We start from the raw sequence: 23,375 nt of genomic DNA on the forward strand, positions 1-23,375 counted from the left end.
TCGAAGCCCGCGTTTATAGAAGAATGCGGTTTTCGTTTTTCTTGATGGTTGCTTCACCAATTCCTTTTACATTGGTTAAATCAGCTGCTGTTTTAAATGGGCCGTGCTCAGTACGGTAGTCAACTATGCTTTGCGCTTTCTTTTCGCCAATACCTTTCAGCATCGTTGCTATCTCTTCTGCAGAAGCAGTATTGATATTGACCGTAATTTCAATTCCTTCATATTTATCAGCCTTGGTATCAGCGGCCAAACTGAGTGGTGCGAACACCACTAAACACAAGGTTAAAATCCATTTCATTTTGAACATATACACTCCAAATTAACGCTCTGAAATAATCCGCCCTAATGTAGGCAAACACTCATCGTCATTGAAGTTTGTTTAAACAAAAATAAAACGGGCCGCTTACGCGACCCGTTTTAGTTAACATGCAAATTACATAATTAGTGCTTAGTTGCTCACAACAAAGTACTCAATGTCTGTGTTAGCACGCAATACAGCGAGAACAGAAGATAGATCCTGCTGAGATGATGCTCGTTGCATTTGCATCGCAACTTGATCTTCTAGCGAACTATCTAGTTCCGCTTTCACAGCATCCAGTTCAATCACTACGATGTTGCCTTCAAGGTCTTTCGACTGACCGTAGACAGGTTTGCCATCTACTGGCTTCGCCATTGCAAAGACGGTAGTTGCTAGTGGCGAGCGACGGTCAACGGTCTCTTCCTCACCAAATGTCAGGTTGTTTTCCGCAAGAACAGTAGTATTGCCTTCATTCAGAGCAGCTACCACTTTTGTACCTAGCTCTAGAGCACCTTGCTCACCTTTAACGCGAGATAGTTCAGCCACAACTTGGTCTTTCACTTCAGCTAATGGAAGCACTGTTTCGTCACGAGAATCTTCAACACGAACAACAACAATGTGCTCAGGCGAAACTTCAATCGCTTCTGAGTTCAGACCGTCTTCTTTCACTTCTGGGCTCAGTAGTGCTTGCATAACGGCTTGGTTACGTAGAACCTCAGGTGCATCAACTTGAGAGATGAAATCTGTTGTCTTCACTTCTTGGTTAATAGCTTTAGAAGCATCGTCTAGTGAATCAGGGTACTCAAAAGCAACACGCTCAAGCTCGTTTTGTAACTCGTAGAATTGATCCACCGCTTTTTGGTCTACTAGCTCTTGCTTAATCTCCGCCGCCACTTCATCAAATGGTTTTGCAACGGCATCTTTCAGCTCTTCTAGCTTGATAATGTGGTAGCCAAAGTCAGATTTTACTAGACCAGACATGTCACCTGGGTTCTTAAGTGCAAACGCAGCTTCTTCAAAAGCCGGATCCATAACATCACGTTCGATCCAACCTAAGTCACCGCCGTTTTCAGCACTACCGAAATCATCAGATTTCTCTTGCGCTACCGCGGCAAAATCTGCACCTGAGTTCAATTCATCTAAGATAGCTTGTGCTTTTGCTTCATCATCACCTTCAACAAGAATGTGCGCCACTCGACGTTGCTCTTCTGAAGAGTATTTGTCTAGATGCTCGTCGTAGTATTTCTTAACGTCTTCATCTGTTACTTGAATCTGCTTCTTAAGTGCTTCAGCAGACAACTCAACGTAAGACACTTTCACTTGCTCTGGACGAGTGAAGTTATCTGGGTTTGCTTTGTAGTAAGCTTGAATTTCTTCGTCAGTTAACTCAACTTTCTTCGCAAACTCTGCCAAATCGATGGTTACAGTGCGGATGTCGCGTGTTTGGGTAAACAGTTTACCCTGAGATTGAACTTCGCCTGGAAGAGTAAACTCACTGCTTTGAAGCGCTGTTAGAAGCTGCTCACGCACCAATTCACGACGCATGTACTCAGCAAAAGAATCAGGAGAGAAACCTGCACGACGTAGCGATGCTTGGTAAATTTCTTGATCAAACTGACCGTTAGATTGGAACTGAGGCATTTCAAGAATCATGCTACGAACTTGAGCATCGCTGATTCGTAAGCCAAGTGCTTCAGCTTGTTGGTCAAGCAATACGTCATTAATCATACGATCAAGCACTGATTTGCGGAAAGATTCAACGTATGCAGGGTCAGCCAACATTTGAGAGAAGTAGTCACCCAATTGAGCTTGCATGCGATTGCGCTCATTTTGGTAAGCCATCTCGAACTCACCACGAGGAATCTCGGTGTTACCTACTTTCGCTGCTGAATTGTTGCTGCCATTCACTAGGTAGCTACCTACACCGGCAAATACGAAAGACAGGATGATAAGTCCAAGGATAATTTTGACCGCGATGCTATTCACGCCTTCGCGTAGTCGATCCATCATAATTTAACTGCTCTCCACAATTGAAGCGTACGGCTTCTAATAGAAAATATAATGACGCGATAATATCAGAAAAAGAAATGCGCATCAGTATGATGCGCATAATTTAAAAAAGTTCGGCTCGAAGTTTGTAAATTTTTGTTCGAAACTTATTGTTTGAGCAAAAGTTATTCAAATGGCCGGCAACAGAATCACGCTTTAATTAGTTACAAGCGTCTTTCAGTGCTTTACCTGCTTTGAAAGCTGGTACTTTTGCTTCTGCGATTTGGATTTCTTCACCAGTTTTTGGGTTACGACCAGTACGTGCAGCACGAGTGCGAACACTGAATGTACCGAAGCCAACTAGAGCAACTTGATCACCAGACTGAAGTGTGCCACTTACTGCTTCGATGAATGCATCTAGAGCACGACCCGCTGACGCTTTAGAGATGTCTGCATTTTCTGCGATTTGTTCTACTAATTGAGTTTTATTCACTGTGATTTCCCCTTTGTGCCATCTGTGATTATTTTTGTGATGACTTTTCGTTCCATAGTTAAGAAAATATGCTCCAACCCTTATTTTTCAAGGGCTGGCAGCTATCGAAACTAACTTAGCGCCCAAAAAAAACGCTGACAAGCCTTTTTAGGCTTATCAGCGCAAACTTTTACTTATTTTTGCTGCACATCACTATTTTTTAGCTTCAAACTCAACGCCTGTCGGGTCTCGCTCTAGTGCAACTTTCAGTACTTCATCAATCCACCGAACAGGGATAACTTGCAGATCTGCGATAACATTCTCAGGAATCTCTTCCAGATCACGCTCGTTATCTTTCGGGATAAGCACTGTCTTTATGCCGCCACGATGTGCCGCAAGTAACTTCTCTTTTAAGCCACCGATTGGTAATACTTCACCACGTAGGGTGATCTCACCCGTCATCGCAACTTCAGCTTTTACCGGGTTACCGGTCAGAGCCGATACCAAAGCAGTACACATTGCTGTACCCGCACTTGGGCCATCTTTCGGCGTCGCACCTTCAGGCACGTGAACGTGGATGTCTTTTTTCTCGTAGAAATCTGAGTTAATGCCCAGTTTATCTGCACGAGAGCGCACCACGGTCATTGCAGCTTGGATAGACTCTTGCATTACGTCGCCCAGTGAACCTGTTTGAGTAAGCTTGCCTTTACCTGGCATAGATTGAGTTTCAATCGTTAATAGATCGCCACCCACTTCAGTCCAAGCTAGACCAGTAACTTGACCAATTCGGTTGCTTTCATCAGCTTTCCCGTAATCGAAACGTTGAACACCCAAGTATTCTTTTAGGTTGTCCATCGTTACCGTCACTGATTTGATGTCTTTATCTAGCAGGATGTTCTTCACTGCTTTGCGGCAGATCTTAGAAATCTCACGCTCAAGACCACGCACACCCGCTTCACGAGTGTAGTAACGGATAATACCGATGATTGCTGAATCTTCGATGACTATCTCGTTTGGTTTCAAGCCATTACGTTGCACTTGTTTTTCAACAAGGTGACGCTTCGCAATGTTTAGTTTTTCATCTTCGGTGTAACCGGATAGACGAATCACTTCCATACGATCAAGCAACGGACCAGGAATATTCATCGAGTTAGACGTTGCAACAAACATCACATCAGACAAGTCGTAATCCACTTCTAGGTAGTGGTCGTTGAATGAGTTGTTTTGTTCAGGGTCTAATACTTCAAGCAACGCCGAAGCCGGGTCACCACGCATGTCTGAAGACATTTTGTCGATTTCATCCAGAAGGAAGAGAGGGTTTTTCACACCAACTTTCGACATTTTCTGAATCAGCTTACCTGGCAATGAACCAATGTAAGTACGACGGTGGCCTCGAATCTCTGCTTCATCACGCACGCCACCTAGGGCCATACGTACGTATTTACGGCCAGTTGCAGATGCAATTGAGCGGCCAAGCGATGTTTTACCCACGCCTGGAGGACCAACAAGACAAAGGATTGGACCTTTTAGCTTGTTAATGCGGTTTTGAACTGCCAAGTACTCCAGAATACGCTCTTTCACACGCTCTAGACCATAATGATCTTCGTTCAAAATCTCTTCCGCTTTCGCGAGATTTTTCTTCACTTTAGAACGCTTAGTCCAAGGTACACTTACCATCCAGTCGATGTAGCTACGAACTACTGTCGCTTCTGCGGACATTGGAGACATCATCTTAAGCTTTTGCAGCTCTTGCTCTGTCTTTTCACGTGCTTCTTGCGGCATTTTTGATTCGTCGATCTTCTTTTGCAGAGTCTCAAACTCATCAGGAGCGTCTTCCATCTCACCAAGCTCTTTCTGAATCGCTTTCATTTGCTCATTCAGATAGTACTCACGCTGAGACTTCTCCATTTGCTTTTTCACGCGACCACGAATGCGTTTCTCAACTTGTAGCAAATCAATCTCTGATTCCATCTGGCCCATTAGGAACTCCAGACGCTCAGTAACATCAATAATTTCAAGAACTTGTTGTTTATCAACAAGTTTAAGAGGCATATGTGCCGCAATCGTATCTGCTAGGCGTGCCGCTTCATCGATACCATTCAGTGACGTTAGCACTTCTGGTGGAATCTTTTTGTTTAACTTAATGAAGCCTTCGAATTGGTTGATTGCGCTGCGAACAATCACTTCTTGCTCACGTTCATCCAATTCTGGTGTTACGATGAATTCCGCCTCAGCTAAGAAGAAATCACTTTCTTTGAAATGATTGATTTTTGCGCGCTGCTGACCTTCAACCAGTACTTTTACTGTGCCATCAGGGAGCTTTAGAAGTTGGAGAATGGTAGCTACCGTACCCACTTCGAATAGGTCATCAACCGTTGGTTCATCAGTGTCAGCTTGTTTTTGAGCCACAAGCAGAACTTGTTTGTTTGTTTCCATCGCCGTTTCTAGACAGCTAATCGATTTCTCACGACCAACAAACAATGGAATCACCATGTGCGGGTAGACCACTACGTCACGTAGAGGTAATACCGGGATCTCGATACGCTCGGAACGTTCCAAGTTCATATAATTCTCTCTTCCGCTTTCACGTTTAACGTATTACTTAAGGCAGTATATGGGGGCTAATTGTTTGGATTCAATAAGAGAAATAAAAAAAGGAGGTAATTACTTACCTCCTTTTTCATTCATGGCTGAATTTATTCTGCCCCAGCTGCCTGATTGTCGGCATTGCTGTAAATAAGCAGTGGTTCTGACTCACCATTGATGACGGATTCATCAATCACGACTTTACTTACATCTGTCGCAGATGGCAGTTCGTACATGGTTTCAAGCAGAACACTTTCCAGAATTGAACGCAAACCACGAGCACCTGTCTTACGTTCCATTGCTTTCTTCGCGATAGCACGAAGGGCATCTTCACGGAATTCAAGCTCTGCGTTTTCTAGCTCAAACAATGCTGCATACTGCTTGGTCAGTGCGTTTTTCGGTTCACATAGGATCTGAATCAACGCTTCTTCATCAAGCTCTGTCAGTGTTGTTGTCACAGGAAGACGACCAATGAATTCTGGAATCAAACCATACTTCACTAGATCTTCTGGCTCAACCTGAGTAAACAGTTCGCCGACGGTTTTGGTTTCGTTCTTCGAGCGCACTTCTGCACCAAAGCCGATACCAGTACCCGTAGCTACACGCTGTTCGATAACTTTATCTAAACCAGCAAATGCACCACCACAGATGAACAGGATCTTAGACGTGTCCACTTGCAGAAATTCTTGCTGTGGATGCTTACGACCACCTTGAGGTGGAACTGAAGCAACCGTACCTTCGATAAGTTTCAATAGCGCTTGCTGAACACCCTCACCAGATACGTCACGCGTAATTGATGGGTTTTCAGCTTTGCGAGAAATTTTGTCAATTTCGTCAATGTAAACAATGCCGCGTTCAGCCTTCGCTACATCGTAATCACATTTTTGCAGAAGCTTTTGGATGATGTTTTCAACGTCTTCACCCACATAACCAGCTTCGGTTAGTGTGGTTGCGTCTGCCATTGTGAATGGCACATCCAAGAATCGAGCTAGCGTCTCAGCAAGCAGCGTTTTACCACTACCTGTAGGACCAATTAGAAGGATGTTACTTTTACCAAGCTCCACACCTTCGCTCGTTGTATCACCATTGCGTAAACGCTTGTAGTGGTTATATACCGCAACTGCGAGCACTTTTTTCGCGTAATCTTGTCCGATCACATAGTCGTCAAGGTGTTCACGGATCTGTTTTGGCGTTGGTAACGCTTCAGATTCTTTCTTAGGGAGAACATCCTTGATTTCTTCGCGAATAATATCGTTACATAGGTCGACACACTCGTCGCAAATGTAAACTGACGGACCTGCGATTAGCTTGCGAACTTCGTGCTGACTTTTGCCGCAGAAAGAACAGTACAGCAATTTACCGCTGCCACTTTCTTTGCTTTTATCTGTCATTCGCTAACCTCTTAGCCTTTACTCTTCATGAATGAGTGTATATCAATTTTTGCCAAAATGCGCTGGCTAAATTACGCGCCGCGATGGCTCAACACTGCATCCACGATACCGTATTCCACAGCCTGCTCTGCTGACATGAAGTTGTCACGATCGGTATCGCGTTCAATCACTTCAAGAGGCTGGCCAGTATGTTCTGCTAACAGGTTGTTTAGCTTCTGTTTAATGGTCAGGATTTCCTGAGCATGGATTTGGATATCAGAAGCTTGACCCTGGAAACCACCTAGTGGTTGGTGGATCATCACACGTGAGTTAGGAAGAACATAACGTTTACCAGCAGCACCACCTGCAAGCAGGAATGCGCCCATAGAACAAGCTTGACCCATACATACAGTGCTTACATTTGGTTTAATAAACTGCATTGTGTCGTAAATTGACATACCTGCAGTTACGCTGCCGCCTGGAGAATTGATGTATAGGAAAATGTCTTTATCTGGATTTTCAGATTCTAGGAAAAGTAGCTGAGCCACGACAAGGTTTGCCATGTGGTCTTCCACTTGACCAGTTAAAAAAATCACGCGCTCTTTAAGTAGACGTGAGTAGATGTCGTAAGAACGCTCGCCTCGGGAAGTTTGCTCAACCACCATTGGTACTAGTGCGTCCATAATTGGCGACATTGCATTTTTTTCTTGGTAGCTCATATTCTTATGTCCCTAAAATAAATGGCCCGGATGATGACTATCATACGGACCATTGTTAGCAGAATAGTTAACGTTAAGTCAACCTTCTACGCAAGATATTGCTTATTAAGCAGCAGGTTGTTGGTTAAGTAGCTCGTTGAAGCCTACTTCTTTCTCAGTAACCTGTGCTTTAGCGATGATCGCGTCGATTGCTTGCTCTTCTAGAGCTACGTTACGCATGTTGTTCATCATTTGCTCGTTTTGCTCGTAGTAAGCAATAACTTCTGATGGATCTTCGTATGCAGTAGCCATTTCTTCGATTAGAGCTTTCACTTTCTCGTCGTCCGCTTTTAGCTCTTCAGACTTGATTACTTCACCTAGTAGAAGACCAACAACTACGCGACGCTTAGCTTGTTCTTCGAACAGTTCACGTGGAAGCTGTGCAGCTGCTTCTGGGTTACCACCGAAGCGTTGTGCCGCTTGTTGACGTAGAACGTGGATCTCTTGCTCGATAAGTGCAGCAGGAACGTCGATTTCGTTTTCTTTAACTAGACCTTCGATTGCTTGCTCTTTGATGCGAGTCTTAACAGCTTGCTTAAGTTCGCGTTCCATGTTCTTACGTACTTCAGCTTTAAGTGCGTCTACACCGCCTTCAGCAACACCGAACTTAGCAACGAATTCGTCGTTTAGTTCTGGAAGTTCACGAGCTTCAACTTTGTTCACTTTGATTGCAAACTTAGCCGCTTTACCTTTTAGGTTTTCAGCGTGGTAATCTTCTGGGAAAGTTACGTCGATGTCGAATTCCATACCAGCAGTTTTACCTGCAATACCGTCTTCGAAACCAGGGATCATGCGACCAGCGCCCATTTCTAGTGGGAAGTTCTCTGCTTTACCGCCTTCAAACTCTTCGCCGTCGATAGAACCAACGAAATCGATGCTTACGCGTTTGCCAGCTTCTGCTGCTTCTTCAACTTCAACCCAAGTTGCTTGTTGCTTACGTAGAGTTTCGATCATCTCTTCTACGTCTGCTTCTTTAACTTCAGTTAGAGGCTTCTCAACAGTGATGTTTTCTAGGCCTTTTAGTTCAACTTCTGGGTAAACTTCAAAAGTTGCTGTGAAAACTAGGTCTGCACCTTCTTTGTTTTCTACAGGAGCGAAAGTTGGAGCGCCAGCTGGGTTGATTTTCTCTTTTACGATCGCTTCGATGAAGTGACGTTGCATAACTTCACCAAGAACGTCTTGACGTACTGCTTTGCCGTACATCTTAGCAACCATTTTTAGAGGCACTTTACCCTTACGGAAACCATCGAAACGACGGTTTTTAGCGATGTTGCGTAGTTCAGCTGTTACAGCATCTTCGATGTTTGCAGCTGGAACAGTAATGTTTAGACGGCGCTCTAGGCCCTCTAGCGTTTCAACAGTAACTTGCATTATTTATAAACCTCTAAAGTGGCTCGGTTATCCGAGCGTATGAGCGTAACTCTTTAAGTTAACGCTTCATCCTTGTGTAGTGTTCTGTCCGAACACCTAATTTAAAATCGAGTATTGATGCTGATTCTCAGCACCAGACTAATCAGTGATATCTTCGACAGAAATATCAAAGGTATCTCCTATTAGCCTCAGGACAGAATTTTTAGACGCGACATTCTAGCGATCTGTCGCAACCCTGTCGAGCCAATAGCCACCATGTGGACATTGTCTGCGCTAAATTCTCGAAAGCTGACTCATTTTTTTGCCAAAAATGGGATTAAAACACCCAATAAGCGTGCCAGCATATCTAGAATGGGGACAATAGCGACTTTTTCAAGAGAATCGACTGCTTTTTTTATTGAAAAGCGTAAAAAGAGATCTTGCTCTTGTTTTACTCCACAGAGTTGAAAACTAAATCCCCCATCATCCCTACAACCCATTAACATTTCTAAAGGCATAAAAAGGACGTGTAATAGGAATGCAAGGATGTCTCAACGAAATCGTATTTTACTGATTTTTTTCGCCTTATATTTCCTGTGCGCCATTGTGGGCGGGCGCTGGGTGTGGCAACACAGCTATCAATCTTTGCTAGATAAACACCAATCACAGCTCGAACAATTTTCTAGCCACATCAAAAATAAGCTCGATAAATACGCCCATATACCCAATCTTTTAGCCAAAGATGATCCTCTTTTTGAAGCTCTACTGAATCCTTCAAATAGCGCTCAACTCGAAATCACCAATCGCTATCTAGAATCGGTGAACAACGTTATTGAAGCGGCAGACACTTATTTGGTTGATCAATGGGGCACGACCATTGCAGCAAGTAACTGGCGTAAAAAGCGCTCTTTTATTGGACGCAACTTTGCTTTTAGACCTTACTTTAAACAAGCCATCAGCGGTGAAAGCAGCCAATATTACGCTCTGGGCTCAACATCCGGCCAACGTGGCTATTACTACTCATACCCAATAATTTATGCTGGCGGCGTGTTGGGCATCGTGGTCGTAAAAATGGATTTGAGTAAAATTGAAGATAACTGGCAACAACCTGACAGCGTGTTCGTGGCCAGCGACCCTCACAATATTGTCTTTATGAGCAGCCGGCAGGATTGGCTATTCAAAAGCCTACAACCGTTAAGTGATGCAGATAAAAAGCAAGTTTGGACGAGTAGACAATATCTCGACACACCGATTACGACATTGGGCTTTGTCGGCAACTTGAATGCGCCAAATTCTGAACTGAAACAAGGCTACCCCTACAATAAAGGGACACTGGTTGTCTCTTCACTGCCTTTACCTGAGTTAAAGCTAACGATTCGTGTGCTTTCGCCAAAACAATCCATCGTTTGGGTTACGATGGGCTATATCGTTGTACTTACGTTGGCCTTTACGGTTTTGTTCTTGATTGGCCAGTTGATTTATCACCGCCAACAACGTCATTTGCAGTTAGAACGAATCCAACAAGAAGCGAATCAGAAGTTAGAATTTCAAGTCATGGCGAGAACAGCAGAGTTGCAGGCTGAAATTGCGCAGCGAACCGAAACGGAGCAAACACTGCGTTTAACCCAAGATGAATTGATTCAAGCGGCTAAGCTGGCAGTTCTCGGTCAAATGTCAGCGAGCATCAGCCATGAGCTGAATAATCCGTTGGCAGCCATTCGTAGTTTTGCTGAGAATGGAAAATTGTTCCTTCAGAAAGAAAAGTATGATCGAGTGGAAGATAATCTCACTCGCATTTCAGCCCTCACAGACAGAATGGCAAACATCAGCCAGCAATTGCGTTCGTTTGCCAAAAAGGCCAGCGGCAATGAGCTTACCCAAACACGCCTGTTGCCCGTGATAGCCTCATCAAAAGAGCTCATGAAACCCGCTTTTAAATCTGCTCGTGTTCTACTTGCTACCGAACTTCCTACTGACGACATCGAGGTTCAAATCAATACCATTCAATTGGAGCAAGTTCTGGTTAACTTGCTGACAAACGCAATTGAAGCCGTAAAAGAACAACAAGATAAACAAGTGTGGTTGCTCGTTGAAACGGATACGGATGAAAACAAAGTGATGATTCATGTCGATGACAATGGCCCTGGGCTTGGTTCGCACACACTGTCCGAACTTTGCGAACCGTTTTTAACAACTAAAAAGAATGGATTGGGATTAGGACTTTCTATATCTCAGCAAATATTGGCTGGCATGAACGGCAGCTTGAGTGCTCACAACCGAGCCCAAGGTGGCGCTCGATTCTCATTGTGTTTACCAATATGCCAACGCACCGAACAATCAGAAGGATAAGATAATGTGTCAGGTGTTTTTTATTGATGATGAAGCCGACCTTCGATTAGCAATAGAACAAACGTTTGAGCTAGCCGATATCGAAGCGACTTTTTTTTCCGATGCGGAATCCGCCTTGTTAGCCATGAAACAAAGCGACGAAGCTGGCGTAATTGTAACCGACATCTGCTTACCCGGTATTTCAGGTATGGACCTGTTAACCACGTTAGTTCAACGCGACCCAAACCTGCCAGTTATCATGATTACAGGCCATGGTGACATCTCTATGGCCGTAAATGCGTTACACCAAGGGGCCTACGATTTTATAGAGAAACCTTTTGCGCCAGAACACTTGGTTGAAACCGTAAAACGCGCCATTGAAAGACGCCAACTGACGAACGAAAATGAGAAACTTCGTCAATCACTCAAAGCGAGCCAAACGCTTGGCCCCCGAATCATCGGTGAAACCACCAGCATCCAAACGCTGCGAGAAACCATCACCCACATTGCTGATACAGATGCCGATATTCTGCTGTTTGGCGAAACAGGTACAGGTAAAGAGCTTATCGCCCGCTCACTGCACGAACAAAGTTCTCGTAGAAACAATAACTTTGTGGCGGTGAACTGTGGTGCGGTGCCAGAAAACTTAATTGAAAGCGAACTCTATGGTCACGAAAAAGGCGCATTTACTGGTGCAGACAGTCGGCGTATTGGTAAGTTTGAATTTGCGCAGGGCGGCACACTCTTCTTAGATGAAATCGAATCGATGCCAATTCAGGCACAAATTCGTTTGTTGCGCGTCCTGCAAGAGCGCGTGATTGAACGCGTTGGCTCAAACGAACTTTTACCTCTCGACATTCGCGTTGTCGCGGCAACGAAAGTGGATCTTAAACGTGCGGCGGAACAAGGCACATTTCGTCAAGACCTCTACTATCGCCTCAACGTGGTTACGCTAGATTTGCCTCCCTTACGTGAACGCAAGGAAGACATCCCTGCCCTTTTCCATCATTTTCTTTTAGTCGCGGCGTCGCGCTATGGTAAAAGTTCGCCAAGTCTTTCAGCACAAGATTTGGCTCAGCTAATGGCTCACGATTGGCCGGGAAATGTCCGAGAACTGCGCAATGCGGCAGAGCGTTTCGTTTTATTAGGTAAACTCATCCAATTAGGCGAACCGAGTTCCATCCCCGCCTCAACCAGTAGCCTTGCAGAGCAAGTGGCGGAGTTTGAAAAGGCAGCGATAGAAAATGCGCTACTGGAAAACAATGGCAGCATCAAACAAACGATGGAGCAGTTGAATGTGCCTCGAAAAACGCTGTATGACAAAATGCAACGCTATCAGATAGATAAAGAGCTCTATAAATAAAACAGGTTCGCACGATTGGTATTATATCCAACTTGAATCATAATTTTGCTAAGGCAATTATTGGGCTCATATGGATATGAATGAAAAAGTGAGGATACCGATCATTACCGATACAGTGATGGTAGACGGCCAGTATCAAGAAGAAAGGCGCTCCGGTGAAGACCGACGTAAAAACAAAAAGAAGTGGCATGGCTATGAGCGCAGAGTCCATCCCGATCCGAGAAAACAAGATTTTAAATCCATAGACGAAGAGGTGTGATAGCTCACACCTCTTTTTGGTTGCGTGAATGTAATTCGGAAAATGTGTTATTTAGTGATTATTTCTGGCCCCATCAAGGTCGTTGGTAGCCAGGTTGATACCCAAGGTACATAAGTCACAATTATCAAGAACAAGAACATGACGCCCACCCATGGCAATGCCGCTTTTACAACATTCATCATCGACATTCTTGCCACCCCAGCCGTTACAAACAGGTTCAACCCGACTGGTGGCGTTATCATGCCGATTTCCATGTTCACTACCATCATGATACCGAGGTGAATTGGGTCGATGCCCAGCGCAATGGCAATTGGGAACACCAAAGGAGCAACGATGATTAATAAGCCCGAAGGCTCCATAAACTGACCACCGATCAGGAGCAACAAGTTTACAACTATCAAGAACGTAATAGGCCCAAGCCCCGCAGACAGCATCGATTCCGTGATCATCTGAGGGATACGTTCTTCAGTCAGTACGTGTTTTAAGATCAGTGCATTAGCAATGATAAACAGCAGCATGATGGTAAGCTTGCCTGCTTCATACAAGGTATGCTTAGTGTCTTCATGCACAAAGGTCTGAATCACTTTGACGATCGCTGGTTTGGTGTTTTGCTTATCAGCGAATGGTCCCATGTCTTTATATATAAAGTTCGCGATAAAGAATGAGTACACCGCCGCAACTGCCGCAGCCTCTGTTGGTGTGAAAATACCGCCATAGATACCGCCAAGGATGATCACCACCAGCAACAAGCCCCAACTCGCATCTTTGGCGGCATCAAACGTTTCTTTCCATCCCACGAATGGTTGCTTAGGTAGATTCTTAATCCTCGCCGCAATGTAGATAGCGATCATCAACATCACGCCAGCCAGCAAACCCGGGATCACACCCCCAAGGAACATACGCCCTACTGACACATCGGTCGCAGCCGCATACACCACCATCACGATCGATGGCGGAATCAAGATCCCCAAAGTACCTGCGTTACAGATGACACCCGCAGCAAACTCTTTCGAGTAACCGTTTTTGATCATCCCCGCAATGACGATACTACCGATAGCGACCACGGTTGCTGGTGAAGAGCCAGACAGTGCTGCAAACATCATACATGCCACAACGGAAGCCATGGCGAGACCGCCACGGAACCAACCGACGATGGCAATCGCAAATCGGATGATTCGCTTTGCAACGCCACCTGTTGACATAAAACTTGAGGCCAAAATGAAGAAAGGTATCGCCAACAATGTGTAGTGACCAGCAAAGGCATTAAACAGCGTTTGAGCAACTGACGCCAAAGAAGCATCGGAATGCAGCATTAAGAAAAGAACACTGGAAAGACCCAGAGAAATTGCGATTGGCACACCAATGAGCATGAAGCCAATCACCATTAAAAACAGTAGTAAAATATCCATGGCTTAGCGCTCCTTGTGCTCAGAATCGTTCGAGGAACGAGGAGTCATGGCATCGCCAGCTTCACTCATTTCTTCTTTTAAGGCTTCCAGTTCTTCCTCAGCTTCATGACCTGCAATCAAGCGATCCAGCTTGCCTGTAGCGATCTGCCAAGTGACTTGTAAAAAACGGAAAGTGAGCATCGCCATACCAAGCGGCAAAGCGAAATAAGGAATAAAGCGTGGCAGTTTTTCGTAGCGCTCGCCTTCATTAAGCCAATCCGCTAAGAACTGTAAAAACTCAGGCATTGGGATATCGTCGGTTTCATACCATGCGCGCTCTGTCGCAAAGGGATACCAATAATTCCAAGCACCAATCAAAAGCAGAATCGAAAAGGTTAGGCAGCAAGCCGCTGCGACTAGCGCTAGGAGTTTACGGCGCCCTTCAGGCACGATATTGATGATGACATCCACGCCAATGTGAAAGTGTTTTTTCACACCGTACGAAGCGCCAACTAAAACCATCCACGCGAACATGAATACGGTGAGCTCTAACGCCCAGAGAATATTATCGTTAAAGACATAGCGAAAAATGACATTAGCAAACGTCAGCAATGTCATCGCACCTAAGAAGAAAGCAATTAAGGTTTCTTCAATGGCATCGGTGATTCGTCCAGCCTTGGCAAAAAAAGTAGGTTCCATAATTACATCACGTCATCAGTAAAGGGAAAAGGCCCTCATCCTCAGCTCAGCTTAGAGAGAGTCCGAGGGCGAATGGATATCGTTTTTGTTATTGTTGGTTTGAAGCCAAAGCCGCTTCAATCAGGTCAGAACCAATGTCTTTCTCAAACTTTTTCCACACTGGTTGCAGAGCCGTCACCCACTCTTGACGCTGCTCTGGCGTTAGCGTACGAACCACACCACCCGCTTCGATGATGTTGTTTTTATTCGCCAAGTTCACTTTGGTCGATTCCGCGTTACGCTCAACAGTCACTTCTTGAATGATGGTATTGAGCTGTTCACGCTGATCTTCTGGTAGCTTCTGCCAAAAATCGTTCGACGTCACAACGAGGTAATCCAAAATACCGTGGTTGGTTTCCGTGATGCCATCTTGAACTTCGAAGAACTTCTTACCGTAGATGTTTGACCAAGTGTTCTCTTGACCATCGATAACCTTCGTTTGTAAACCGCCGTAAACTTCTTTGAAGGACATTTTTTGAGGGTTTGCGCCAAGTTGCTCGAACTGGGCAACAAGAACGTCAGAAGCTTGAACGCGGAACTTAAGTCCTTTCGCATCGCTTGGCACCATCAGAGGTTTATTGGCAGACATTTGCTTCATACCGTTGTGCCAGAACGCAATGCCTTGTAGACCACGACGTTTCATTGAGTTTTTCAGCTTCTCTCCCGCTTCAGAGTTTTGGAAGCGGTCAACCGCAGCGACATCATCAAACAAGAAAGGCAGATCGAAAAGGCGATACTTCTTGGTGAATTTCTCAAACTTAGAAAGAGAAGGAGCAGCGAGTTGAACATCACCATTTAGAAGAGCTTCCAACACTTTGTCATCATCGTAAAGTGTTGAGTTTGGAAACACCTGCATGCACACTTTGCCGTTCATTTCTTCGTTGACGCGTTTTTCAAGCAACGAAGCAGCAATGCCTTTTGGGTGTTTGTCCGCGTTAGTCACGTGGCTGAATTTGATGACCGTTTCACCTGGATCACAATTCGCAGCGGCATTAAAACTGGTAACAGCAAGAGCAGAGACAGATAGTAGGGTTAGAGGCTTTAACATTATTATTCTCCTTGATAAATCACATCCCATCCCGTCCATGAAGTTAAGGTGATGGGTACGGATGTTCATCAAAGAGCAATTAACAGACCAACTATTTTTTTATTTAAAATCAATCCATTAAAATATTAAAGTTGACAAGCGAGAGCCAAAAGGAGGGAAATCCACCCACAAACCCAAAGGATATGGGTGGGAAATGACCCATTTATGAGGAGCAGCTGATCTCCATCTTTTTCCCCCACTCTGGCGGCAGTTTGGCATACGCTTCAAACTCTGGTTGCGAATCGTATGGATGGCGAAGTATCTCAGCAAGACGGTGAACTTCGCTGAAATCCCCTTCCTCAGCTTTATCGATAGCCAATTGCGCAAGGTAGTTACGAAGAATGTATTTCGGGTTGGCTTGGCGCATCTGTTCACAACGCTGCTCGGCTGAAATCGGCTCACCAATTTCATCTACCTCCAGCTCACATCGAGCCAAATACAAATCAAGCCAAGCTTGGGCGGCTTCCCGGTTAATAAACAAATCGATGACCTCTTGCGCTGGCTGTTTATCGAGGTTGGACAACGCTCTAAAGAATCGCGTGTAGTCGGTATGATTCTGATTAAGCAGTTCAAACATCGACTCAAACAAACGTCCGTCTTCTGCAATTTTTGTTTTCAAACCCAGCTTACTGCGCATCAAGCAGCTAAACTGCTGGCTTAAACGCCCTTCAAATTGGCTCAGTGCCTGTTCTAAATCTTCTCGCTCGACGAGCGGTGATAAGGCATGCGCCAAAGCAGAAAGATTCCACAGGGCAATTCGCGGTTGCTGCTCGAACGCATAACGCCCCTGATAATCAGAATGGTTACAAATGTACCCCGGTTCATAATCGTCGAGAAAACCAAATGGCCCGTAATCAAAGGTTTGCCCGAGAATTGACATGTTATCGGTGTTCATCACGCCATGAGCAAACCCATACGCTTGCCAGTAAGCAATCATGTCTGCTGTTTTCTGAACAATTTCACCAAACATTGCAGCGTATGGCTTCTCTGCCGACGCACAATCAGCAAAGTGCCACTCGATGACTTTGTCCGCCAGCAACTTTTGCTCTGCCAATTGATTGGTATAGAAAAGGTGCTCGAAATGGCCAAAACGCACGTGGGTCTCCGCCATACGAATCAACATTGCACCGAATTCTGTTTTCTCGCGATAAACAGGCGTGTCACTAACCATCATGCCAAGAGCACGAGTCGTCGGGATCCCAAGCCCCGCCATGGCTTCGCTACATAGATACTCACGGATGGTTGAGCGCAACACTGCCCTGCCATCCCCCATTCGCGAGTAGGGTGTTAGCCCCGCGCCTTTAAGGTGAATATCAAACCAAGTGCCATTTTGATGCTCAATTTCCGCCAACAGCAATCCACGTCCATCGCCCAAGTCTGGGTTGTAGACGCCAAACTGATGCCCTGCATATTTCATCGCCAGAGGACGAAACGGTTCGAATTCGCTTTGCCCAGAAAAAACCGCCAATAGCTCATCGTTTTGCGCTGCTGGTAAACCAAACTGCTGCGCAAACTCACCATTCCAAGCAACCCAGCGAGTATTATCCAAGGGTTGTGGCTCGACCAAAGTATAGAAAGCTGACGGTAATTGACTAAAGCGATGGGTGAAACTGACCCGTTGCCAAATGGACATGTGGGGTTCCTTAATAAAAAGAAGTACTGTTGTCAGTATACGTGTGAACGTCACTGTCATTCAGCCATGAAATGGGCATGGGTATTTTGCGTGAATAACGCGAAGACGGCAGGAAAGGTATTCACCCGCTACATACCACCTCACAAACGGAGGTGGTATGTAAAAACGATCAAATTGACTAAGCGGAAAATTCTTCACCCGTTTTTGGTGGCTCTGATGGCGTATCAAAACGAGCGCGTTCGATATCCACTACCGTTTTATAGCTCAACGATAACAATGCCAGCTGGTACGCGCCAAAAATACCATAGGCAACGCCAACAAAACTCAGCATGAAGAAATTCGTAAAGTGGCTAAAGATAAGCTGACTGAGTAATCCTGCACCTAATGGAATTAATCCCATCAAAATGAATACTTGCTTGTTGTATGGTCTGCTTTGGTTCCATGAACGACGCAAACTGCGCGGCTGATGATCCATTGCGGTCGCTGGCAGAACAAACGACCAACGCGCCATCACCCAATAGCCTGGAATGCTTGCAACTGTTGTGATAAACGCCATGGCGACAAAATCGGGTTCACCGCTTTCTGCAATGTAGATAAACGACAATACAAAGATTGGGATACCAATGACGAGCATCATCATCAGTCCAAACAATATCCACCAGCCAATGAAACGGAATTCTCGGGCCGACAAACGAAACACATCCAACGCCGAGTGCATGTAATCGCCAACCAAATAAATCCGGTGCACACGCACAGCAGCCATCGCAGCAACAAGTGGGTATAAAACGATTGTGACGAAATAAAATCCCGTGATGTTTCCTTCTTGGACGCTCGCTTGATCTTGCCCCGTTATTTCAGGATACATAAACACAAAAATTGAGTGCACGATGATTAATGGAATACAAGCAATGACAATTGCGAGTAGGTTCCTTCTGACCATCACTGCCGCTTCTCGGCATACTGCCGAAACAGAAAAGTCCTCGGTTGACATACAACATCCTTAATTTGTAAAAATCTGCCCTTAGGGTAACCGCAGAGTAGAAAAATCGCTTTAAAAATAATGAGAAACACATCTCATAAGATAATGAGAGCAAAGTCGAAATAAATCAGACACAAAAAATAAGCCACTCGATGCGAGTGGCTTATACCGTAAATTTAATACCGTTTTAGACGCGGCGTCGCCAGCCCAATACAGCGAGTAACATCAGAGCCCAATAAGAAACACTGCCGCCCCCCTCCGAGTTTTTAAACGTCGTTGTTTTCAAAGAAGCAACAACCGTCACGGTCACTTCACCCGTTGCAGTAGCACCTTTGCCATCCGAAACCGTGTATTGCAGCTTGATGCCGTCAGCCGGACTATCCGGTGCTTGAAAGCGGATTTTTCCGTTCTCTACACTCGCGATTCCTACGCCCGTTAAGTTTTGTACACTTTGTACAACCAGTTTATCGCCGTTCACGTCCGAATCATTGCCCGCTACATCAATCACAATGCTTTCACCGACGGCGACTGTCGCCGTATCCGCTAGCGTAATTGGAGCTGAGTTTTGCACGGTTAAATCGATGGTCACACTGGAAGTTTCGTTACTTGGATCCGCCACCGTAAGACGGAATGTCAGAACCTCACCCGCTTTAGCACCTTGAGGCACCGTAAAGCTTGCGCTAACACTGGTTGCATTGCCAAGAGAAACTGAAGTGCCAGCCAACTGCTCCCATCGATAACTCAACACGTCACCATCGGCATCCGTACTATTTAACGCAGACAGCGTGACTCGCTGCCCAACCGTCATGTCTTGATTATCAACATTAATCACGGCAACTGGCGCTTCGTTGCTGCCAAGCACTTCCACCTGAACATTCACGATTGAAGATGAGTAGGCACCATCAATCGACAACAAACGATATTGAAAACGATCCAAACCAACAAAGTTCATGTCAGGTTGGTACTGATTACCCGAAATGGTGCCATGTTCTGGTTGTTGAACGATGTCCACATTGAACTGATAACCAACGGCCATAAAGTCATTGTCCATCAAGTTCAACTCGATTGACTTGTTCTTATCGGTTTGCAATGAGTCTGCTTTTGCCTCAACGACATGACTCGCATCCACATTCAGCAGCGCGGCAAACGGTACGAAAGAGAAGCCTGTCTGATTCAAACCAAATGTGTACATGTCGCTATTGCTGCCTGTCCACATCACAGGTAAAGAGGATTTTTCAGTTTTTAGAACACGACCAAAATCAAAGTTCGCTTCAAACTCACCGCCTTCCAATTCCACCACCAACAGATGCTGACCAGCACTTAGTTGACTTGGCTGAGGGAATAAGATTCGTGATGATTTTTGGAAAGAACCTTGTTGTAGCAGTTCAGCGCTGTCTTGGTCTAACACCAAACGGTAACCCGCATTACCTGAGAATGGGAATCGCCATACTCGGTAAGTCATGTCACTTTGAAGGCTGCTTCTTTGCGCGTACAGCTGAATACCATCCAGTTCTGTAGCGTTATTTAAATCGAGTGAAACCGCCAGCGTATTTGTGCCACTAACAAACACATAACCTTGATAGAGAGAGTTCAGCCAAGCCGATTTGTTTGGCTCGCTCGCTTGCTCAAGGGAGAAACTGCCGCCATTCGTACTGCTAGCAATGTTAGAAATACGAACACCAGTTTCAAACCCAGCAATTGCTTGAAGTCCTGGATTAGAAGTGTCGGAAATCTCAGTGCCACCGTTAGGATACAAATCGCCGGCATCACTGCTTCCATCATTTTCTAACTCATTCAGACCATCAGCCTGCATGATTTGAACCTGCATCGCGCCAACATCGTTAAAGCGGTTCTGGACGTTCACAGACGTCGCCAATACCCCTTCTGCCGCCAATGCTCGGTCGTAACCGCTAAAGGTACGGTTTTCCAAATACACGCGTGGGCCAAACTCTTTTAAGTATGGGTCGAGATACACCAATTTGACGTCGTCGTTATTCACGAAAATAGGCGTCGGGCTTTCATGAGTGATCGTGGGTACAACGAAACCAGCCGCGTGTTTGCTCCATGCGCTCATGTTAACGGGCGTATCACCTGAGTACGAATCACCCGGTTTCTTCGCCCATGAACCAGCACCCATTACGCCCCAAGAACCAATCGAGGCATCACTGTTCCTTGCGTACAAATCCGGCAAGCCAAGCATTAAGTGGCCAAGCTCATGTACGATCACACCCAACGTCGCTTGATGATCAACTTGGTAGTCAGCAAACACGCAGTAGTCAGTGATCTTTTTGCCATCTAGCGTGACATCATTGTGAGAGAATTTGTGCGGCCAGATAGCAGGACGGTCAAGGAATCCGGTTGAACGATCGCCACCAGCAAAGATAAACATCACTGACAACTCTGAAGGTTCAACGGTTCCATCTTGGTTACTGTCGTAAGCAGAAAGATTGAAGTACGGATCCAGTTTTTGGTAGGCCTCTGTAAACACGGCGTTCAGCTTGGCCGTACATGTGGTGTCGCTAGAACTAGAGTGACAATTTGGGTGGCTTTGTGCCACGGTCACATTGATTACACCATCATTCGCGGTGCCGTAACTCTCGATAGCTGGGACGACTTTGAATTTACCTTGAGAGTTTTTATCAAAGTAATCCACAACGCTTTGACCATTCGTGTCGAAAACACGTTGCTCGAAATTGTGCACCATCGCTTGATCGTTAAAAGAAACCTGCACAACCAACAAAGGCTGCTGTTTCACGCTCGAGCTGCTCATCGCCTGATAACCTTGTGCCGTGCGCAATAAGTTTTGGCGAGCCATAGGTTCAATCGCTTTTAACGAAGACAGCTCCGGCTTAACTTGCACGTCCGGACGAAACTTCGCTGAATCAGGCGCATCACTGGATTGGGTTTTCTCAATACCAGTCGAGAGCAACTCAGGGGTGTCTGAATTACGCTGGATCTGAGCAAAAAACCAAACACCATCTTCCTGAATCAAGGCATTGCCTTGTTTGTCTTCAAACCAATGGAAATCAGCAGTTCCGCGTAAAATCGCCTCGCTATTGCTTCCGTCACTCAGCGTGATCGGATGCCAAATTGGCGATGGTGGGGTCGTTGCCATACTGTTTCCGGCAACAAGTGCAGTCAGCATGGTCAAGGCAAGGGTGTGGAATTTCAAAGTACGGCTCCATCTTTTCAATTCACCATGCGTAAAACGAACTCAGATACCCATCAATTTAATGAGCGGTTACCTGATGGTTATTTACGCATTAGATATAAATTAAGTGAATGAATGGTACAGAAATGAAAGGATAAGGGAATGCTGACAAGGGGATCAAAAAGAAAATTTGAGCAGAAGACCACGTTATTTATAAATGTTTGAGCGCCGATGACCAATCGACGCTCAAAAAAGTCAAAATATCACTTTAAATTCAAAGCGTTATTTTACGTTCATTTTGCTTATTACTGACAAATCATCCAGTAAGAACCGTGTCTTCTGGGTACTTAATCAAGGTTGGTTCTGGTCTCGCCAACATATATGCGAGCGTCAAAGGCCCAATACGGCCAATGATCATCACGACGATCATGATGTACTTACCTGATTCTGAAAGCTCTGCTGTCAAACCTGCAGTAAGCCCAACCGTTGCAAAAGCAGAAATCGTTTCGAACATCACTTTGTCAAAAGAAGCTTTCTCCGTCAGCATCAACAAAAACATCGCGGTGGTGAGAATTGCTCCGCTCACCACAATGATTGCCAGTGACTTCGTTACCGTTGGCCAGTTTACCGTTCTCTTAAACATCACCACGTGCTTCTTTTGACGCAAGAACGTCCACGTCGCCATAAACGCGACAGCAAAAGTAGACACCTTGATACCCCCCCCCGTAGAGGTCGAACCCGCACCAATCAACATCAAAACGATCATGATGAGTAATGCCGGTTGCGTGAACTGCGTTAAATCAACACTGTTAAAACCCGCTGTCCGCGCACTGGCTGATTGGAAGAAAGCAGCCAACCATTGCCCGCCAGTAGTGAGTGACCCCATGGTGTTGGGGTTGTGACGTTCCAAAAGCCAAAACAGCACCGTTCCCACCAACAGCAGTAACGGCGTGGCAATCAGCATGATTTTGGTGTGAATATGTAAGAAGTGGAAACCTTTACGCCAATGTCGCCAAACGTCACCAATCACAGTGAAACCCAAGCCGCCAAAGATAAACAGACCAGCTAAGGTGAAACTCACTAACGGATCGTTGACAAAACTCATCATGCTGTCAGAGAAGAGAGCGAAGCCAGCATTGTTGAAAGCCGAAATAGAATGAAACAGCGCATAGAACATGCCCGTCTGCCAACCCATTTCTGGCACCCAACGATACGAGAGGAAAACAAAACCAATCGCCTCTGCCACCAGCGCAAATGTGACGATCTTTTTCACCAAACGACGCAAGTTGACTTGCCTTTCTTGGCCAAGTGCTTCTTTGGCTAACGCTTGCTGACGTAGACTCAAGCGCACCCCAAACATATAGAGCAGCACCGCAGATAAGGTCATTTGCCCTAAGCCGCCGATCTGCATCAAACACATCAGAAGAATTTTACCCGCGAGCGTAAAATGTTGGCCAGTATCGACCACACCCAATCCCGTCACACTGATGGCTGAAGTCGCGGTAAACAACGCGTCAGTAATAGACAGACCAGAAACCGAAAAAACCGGTAGCGTAAGCAGAACAGCAGAAGGCAATAACACTCCGAGAAAGCTCAGCAATATAATGCGCGGTTCGCCACCTTTCG

The 23,375-nt window shown here is 45.5% G+C and carries 18 protein-coding genes; 3 read left to right on the top strand and 15 right to left on the bottom strand.

Annotated features, from left to right (window positions below; genetic code table 11):
- Positions 1 to 13: 13 nt before the first annotated feature.
- From UF05_RS01915 to UF05_RS26225, 8 genes are all read right to left on the bottom strand, one after another.
- Positions 14 to 298: a ComEA family DNA-binding protein gene (locus tag UF05_RS01915; protein ID WP_021454269.1), complete on the bottom strand. Its 285-nt coding sequence runs from the start codon at positions 296 to 298 to the stop codon at positions 14 to 16.
- Between the two features lie 150 nt (positions 299 to 448).
- Complete coding sequence (gene ppiD / locus UF05_RS01920) at positions 449 to 2,308, bottom strand: peptidylprolyl isomerase (protein WP_045546178.1); 1,860 nt, start codon at positions 2,306 to 2,308, stop codon at positions 449 to 451.
- 199 nt (positions 2,309 to 2,507) lie between these two features.
- Positions 2,508 to 2,780, bottom strand: coding sequence for an HU family DNA-binding protein (locus UF05_RS01925; protein ID WP_005382341.1), 273 nt, complete (start codon positions 2,778 to 2,780; stop codon positions 2,508 to 2,510).
- A 192-nt stretch (positions 2,781 to 2,972) separates the two neighbouring features.
- Positions 2,973 to 5,324 carry an endopeptidase La gene (gene lon / locus UF05_RS01930; RefSeq protein WP_015296438.1) on the bottom strand — a complete coding sequence of 784 codons (2,352 nt, stop codon included), beginning with the start codon at positions 5,322 to 5,324 and terminating at the stop codon, positions 2,973 to 2,975.
- 131 nt (positions 5,325 to 5,455) lie between these two features.
- Positions 5,456 to 6,736 (bottom strand): ATP-dependent protease ATP-binding subunit ClpX, encoded by a 1,281-nt coding sequence (clpX, locus tag UF05_RS01935; protein WP_005460618.1) that lies wholly within the window; start codon positions 6,734 to 6,736, stop codon positions 5,456 to 5,458.
- 71 nt (positions 6,737 to 6,807) lie between these two features.
- Positions 6,808 to 7,434 (bottom strand): ATP-dependent Clp endopeptidase proteolytic subunit ClpP, encoded by a 627-nt coding sequence (gene clpP, locus UF05_RS01940; protein WP_005460620.1) that lies wholly within the window; start codon positions 7,432 to 7,434, stop codon positions 6,808 to 6,810.
- Positions 7,435 to 7,539: 105 nt separating this feature from the next.
- Positions 7,540 to 8,844, bottom strand: coding sequence for a trigger factor (gene tig, locus UF05_RS01945; protein ID WP_005460612.1), 1,305 nt, complete (start codon positions 8,842 to 8,844; stop codon positions 7,540 to 7,542).
- Positions 8,845 to 9,137: 293 nt separating this feature from the next.
- Positions 9,138 to 9,323 carry a hypothetical protein gene (locus tag UF05_RS26225; protein ID WP_017448702.1) on the bottom strand — a complete coding sequence of 62 codons (186 nt, stop codon included), beginning with the start codon at positions 9,321 to 9,323 and terminating at the stop codon, positions 9,138 to 9,140.
- Between the two features lie 46 nt (positions 9,324 to 9,369).
- Here UF05_RS26225 and UF05_RS01955 point away from each other — a divergent pair, with 46 nt between their 5' ends.
- The 3 genes from UF05_RS01955 (at position 9,370) to UF05_RS26230 (ending at position 12,773) form a co-directional block, all read left to right on the top strand.
- Positions 9,370 to 11,172 (top strand): ATP-binding protein, encoded by a 1,803-nt coding sequence (locus UF05_RS01955; RefSeq protein WP_045546179.1) that lies wholly within the window; start codon positions 9,370 to 9,372, stop codon positions 11,170 to 11,172.
- Positions 11,173 to 11,176: 4 nt separating this feature from the next.
- Entirely contained in the window at positions 11,177 to 12,514 is a 1,338-nt protein-coding gene (locus UF05_RS01960) for a sigma-54-dependent transcriptional regulator (protein WP_005487712.1), read from the top strand.
- A 76-nt stretch (positions 12,515 to 12,590) separates the two neighbouring features.
- Complete coding sequence (locus tag UF05_RS26230; protein ID WP_021451574.1) at positions 12,591 to 12,773, top strand: hypothetical protein; 183 nt, start codon at positions 12,591 to 12,593, stop codon at positions 12,771 to 12,773.
- A gap of 47 nt (positions 12,774 to 12,820) precedes the next feature.
- On the opposite strand, the gene UF05_RS01970 is transcribed toward UF05_RS26230, so the two are convergent.
- From UF05_RS01970 to UF05_RS02000, 7 genes are all read right to left on the bottom strand, one after another.
- Positions 12,821 to 14,182, bottom strand: a complete 1,362-nt coding sequence (locus UF05_RS01970; RefSeq protein WP_005495990.1) for a TRAP transporter large permease — start codon at positions 14,180 to 14,182, stop codon at positions 12,821 to 12,823.
- A 3-nt stretch (positions 14,183 to 14,185) separates the two neighbouring features.
- Positions 14,186 to 14,860 (bottom strand): TRAP transporter small permease, encoded by a 675-nt coding sequence (locus UF05_RS01975; protein ID WP_005479032.1) that lies wholly within the window; start codon positions 14,858 to 14,860, stop codon positions 14,186 to 14,188.
- Between the two features lie 88 nt (positions 14,861 to 14,948).
- On the bottom strand, positions 14,949 to 15,947 hold the full coding sequence (locus tag UF05_RS01980) for a TRAP transporter substrate-binding protein (protein ID WP_005479018.1): 999 nt from the start codon (positions 15,945 to 15,947) through the stop codon (positions 14,949 to 14,951).
- A gap of 202 nt (positions 15,948 to 16,149) precedes the next feature.
- A complete protein-coding gene (locus tag UF05_RS01985; protein WP_029830390.1) occupies positions 16,150 to 17,619 on the bottom strand; it encodes a protein adenylyltransferase SelO in 1,470 nt (489 codons plus the stop codon).
- Positions 17,620 to 17,797: 178 nt separating this feature from the next.
- Complete coding sequence (locus UF05_RS01990) at positions 17,798 to 18,610, bottom strand: sugar transporter (RefSeq protein ID WP_045546180.1); 813 nt, start codon at positions 18,608 to 18,610, stop codon at positions 17,798 to 17,800.
- Positions 18,611 to 18,785: 175 nt separating this feature from the next.
- Entirely contained in the window at positions 18,786 to 21,770 is a 2,985-nt protein-coding gene (locus UF05_RS01995) for a M6 family metalloprotease domain-containing protein (RefSeq protein ID WP_045546181.1), read from the bottom strand.
- Between the two features lie 295 nt (positions 21,771 to 22,065).
- Positions 22,066 to 23,375 (bottom strand): TrkH family potassium uptake protein (locus UF05_RS02000; RefSeq protein WP_048852083.1); only part of this gene is annotated, 1,310 nt, incomplete at its 5' end.

The organism is Vibrio sp. S457-15 (genome assembly GCF_000960545.1).
In the GTDB taxonomy this organism is placed as follows: domain Bacteria; phylum Pseudomonadota; class Gammaproteobacteria; order Enterobacterales; family Vibrionaceae; genus Vibrio; species Vibrio parahaemolyticus.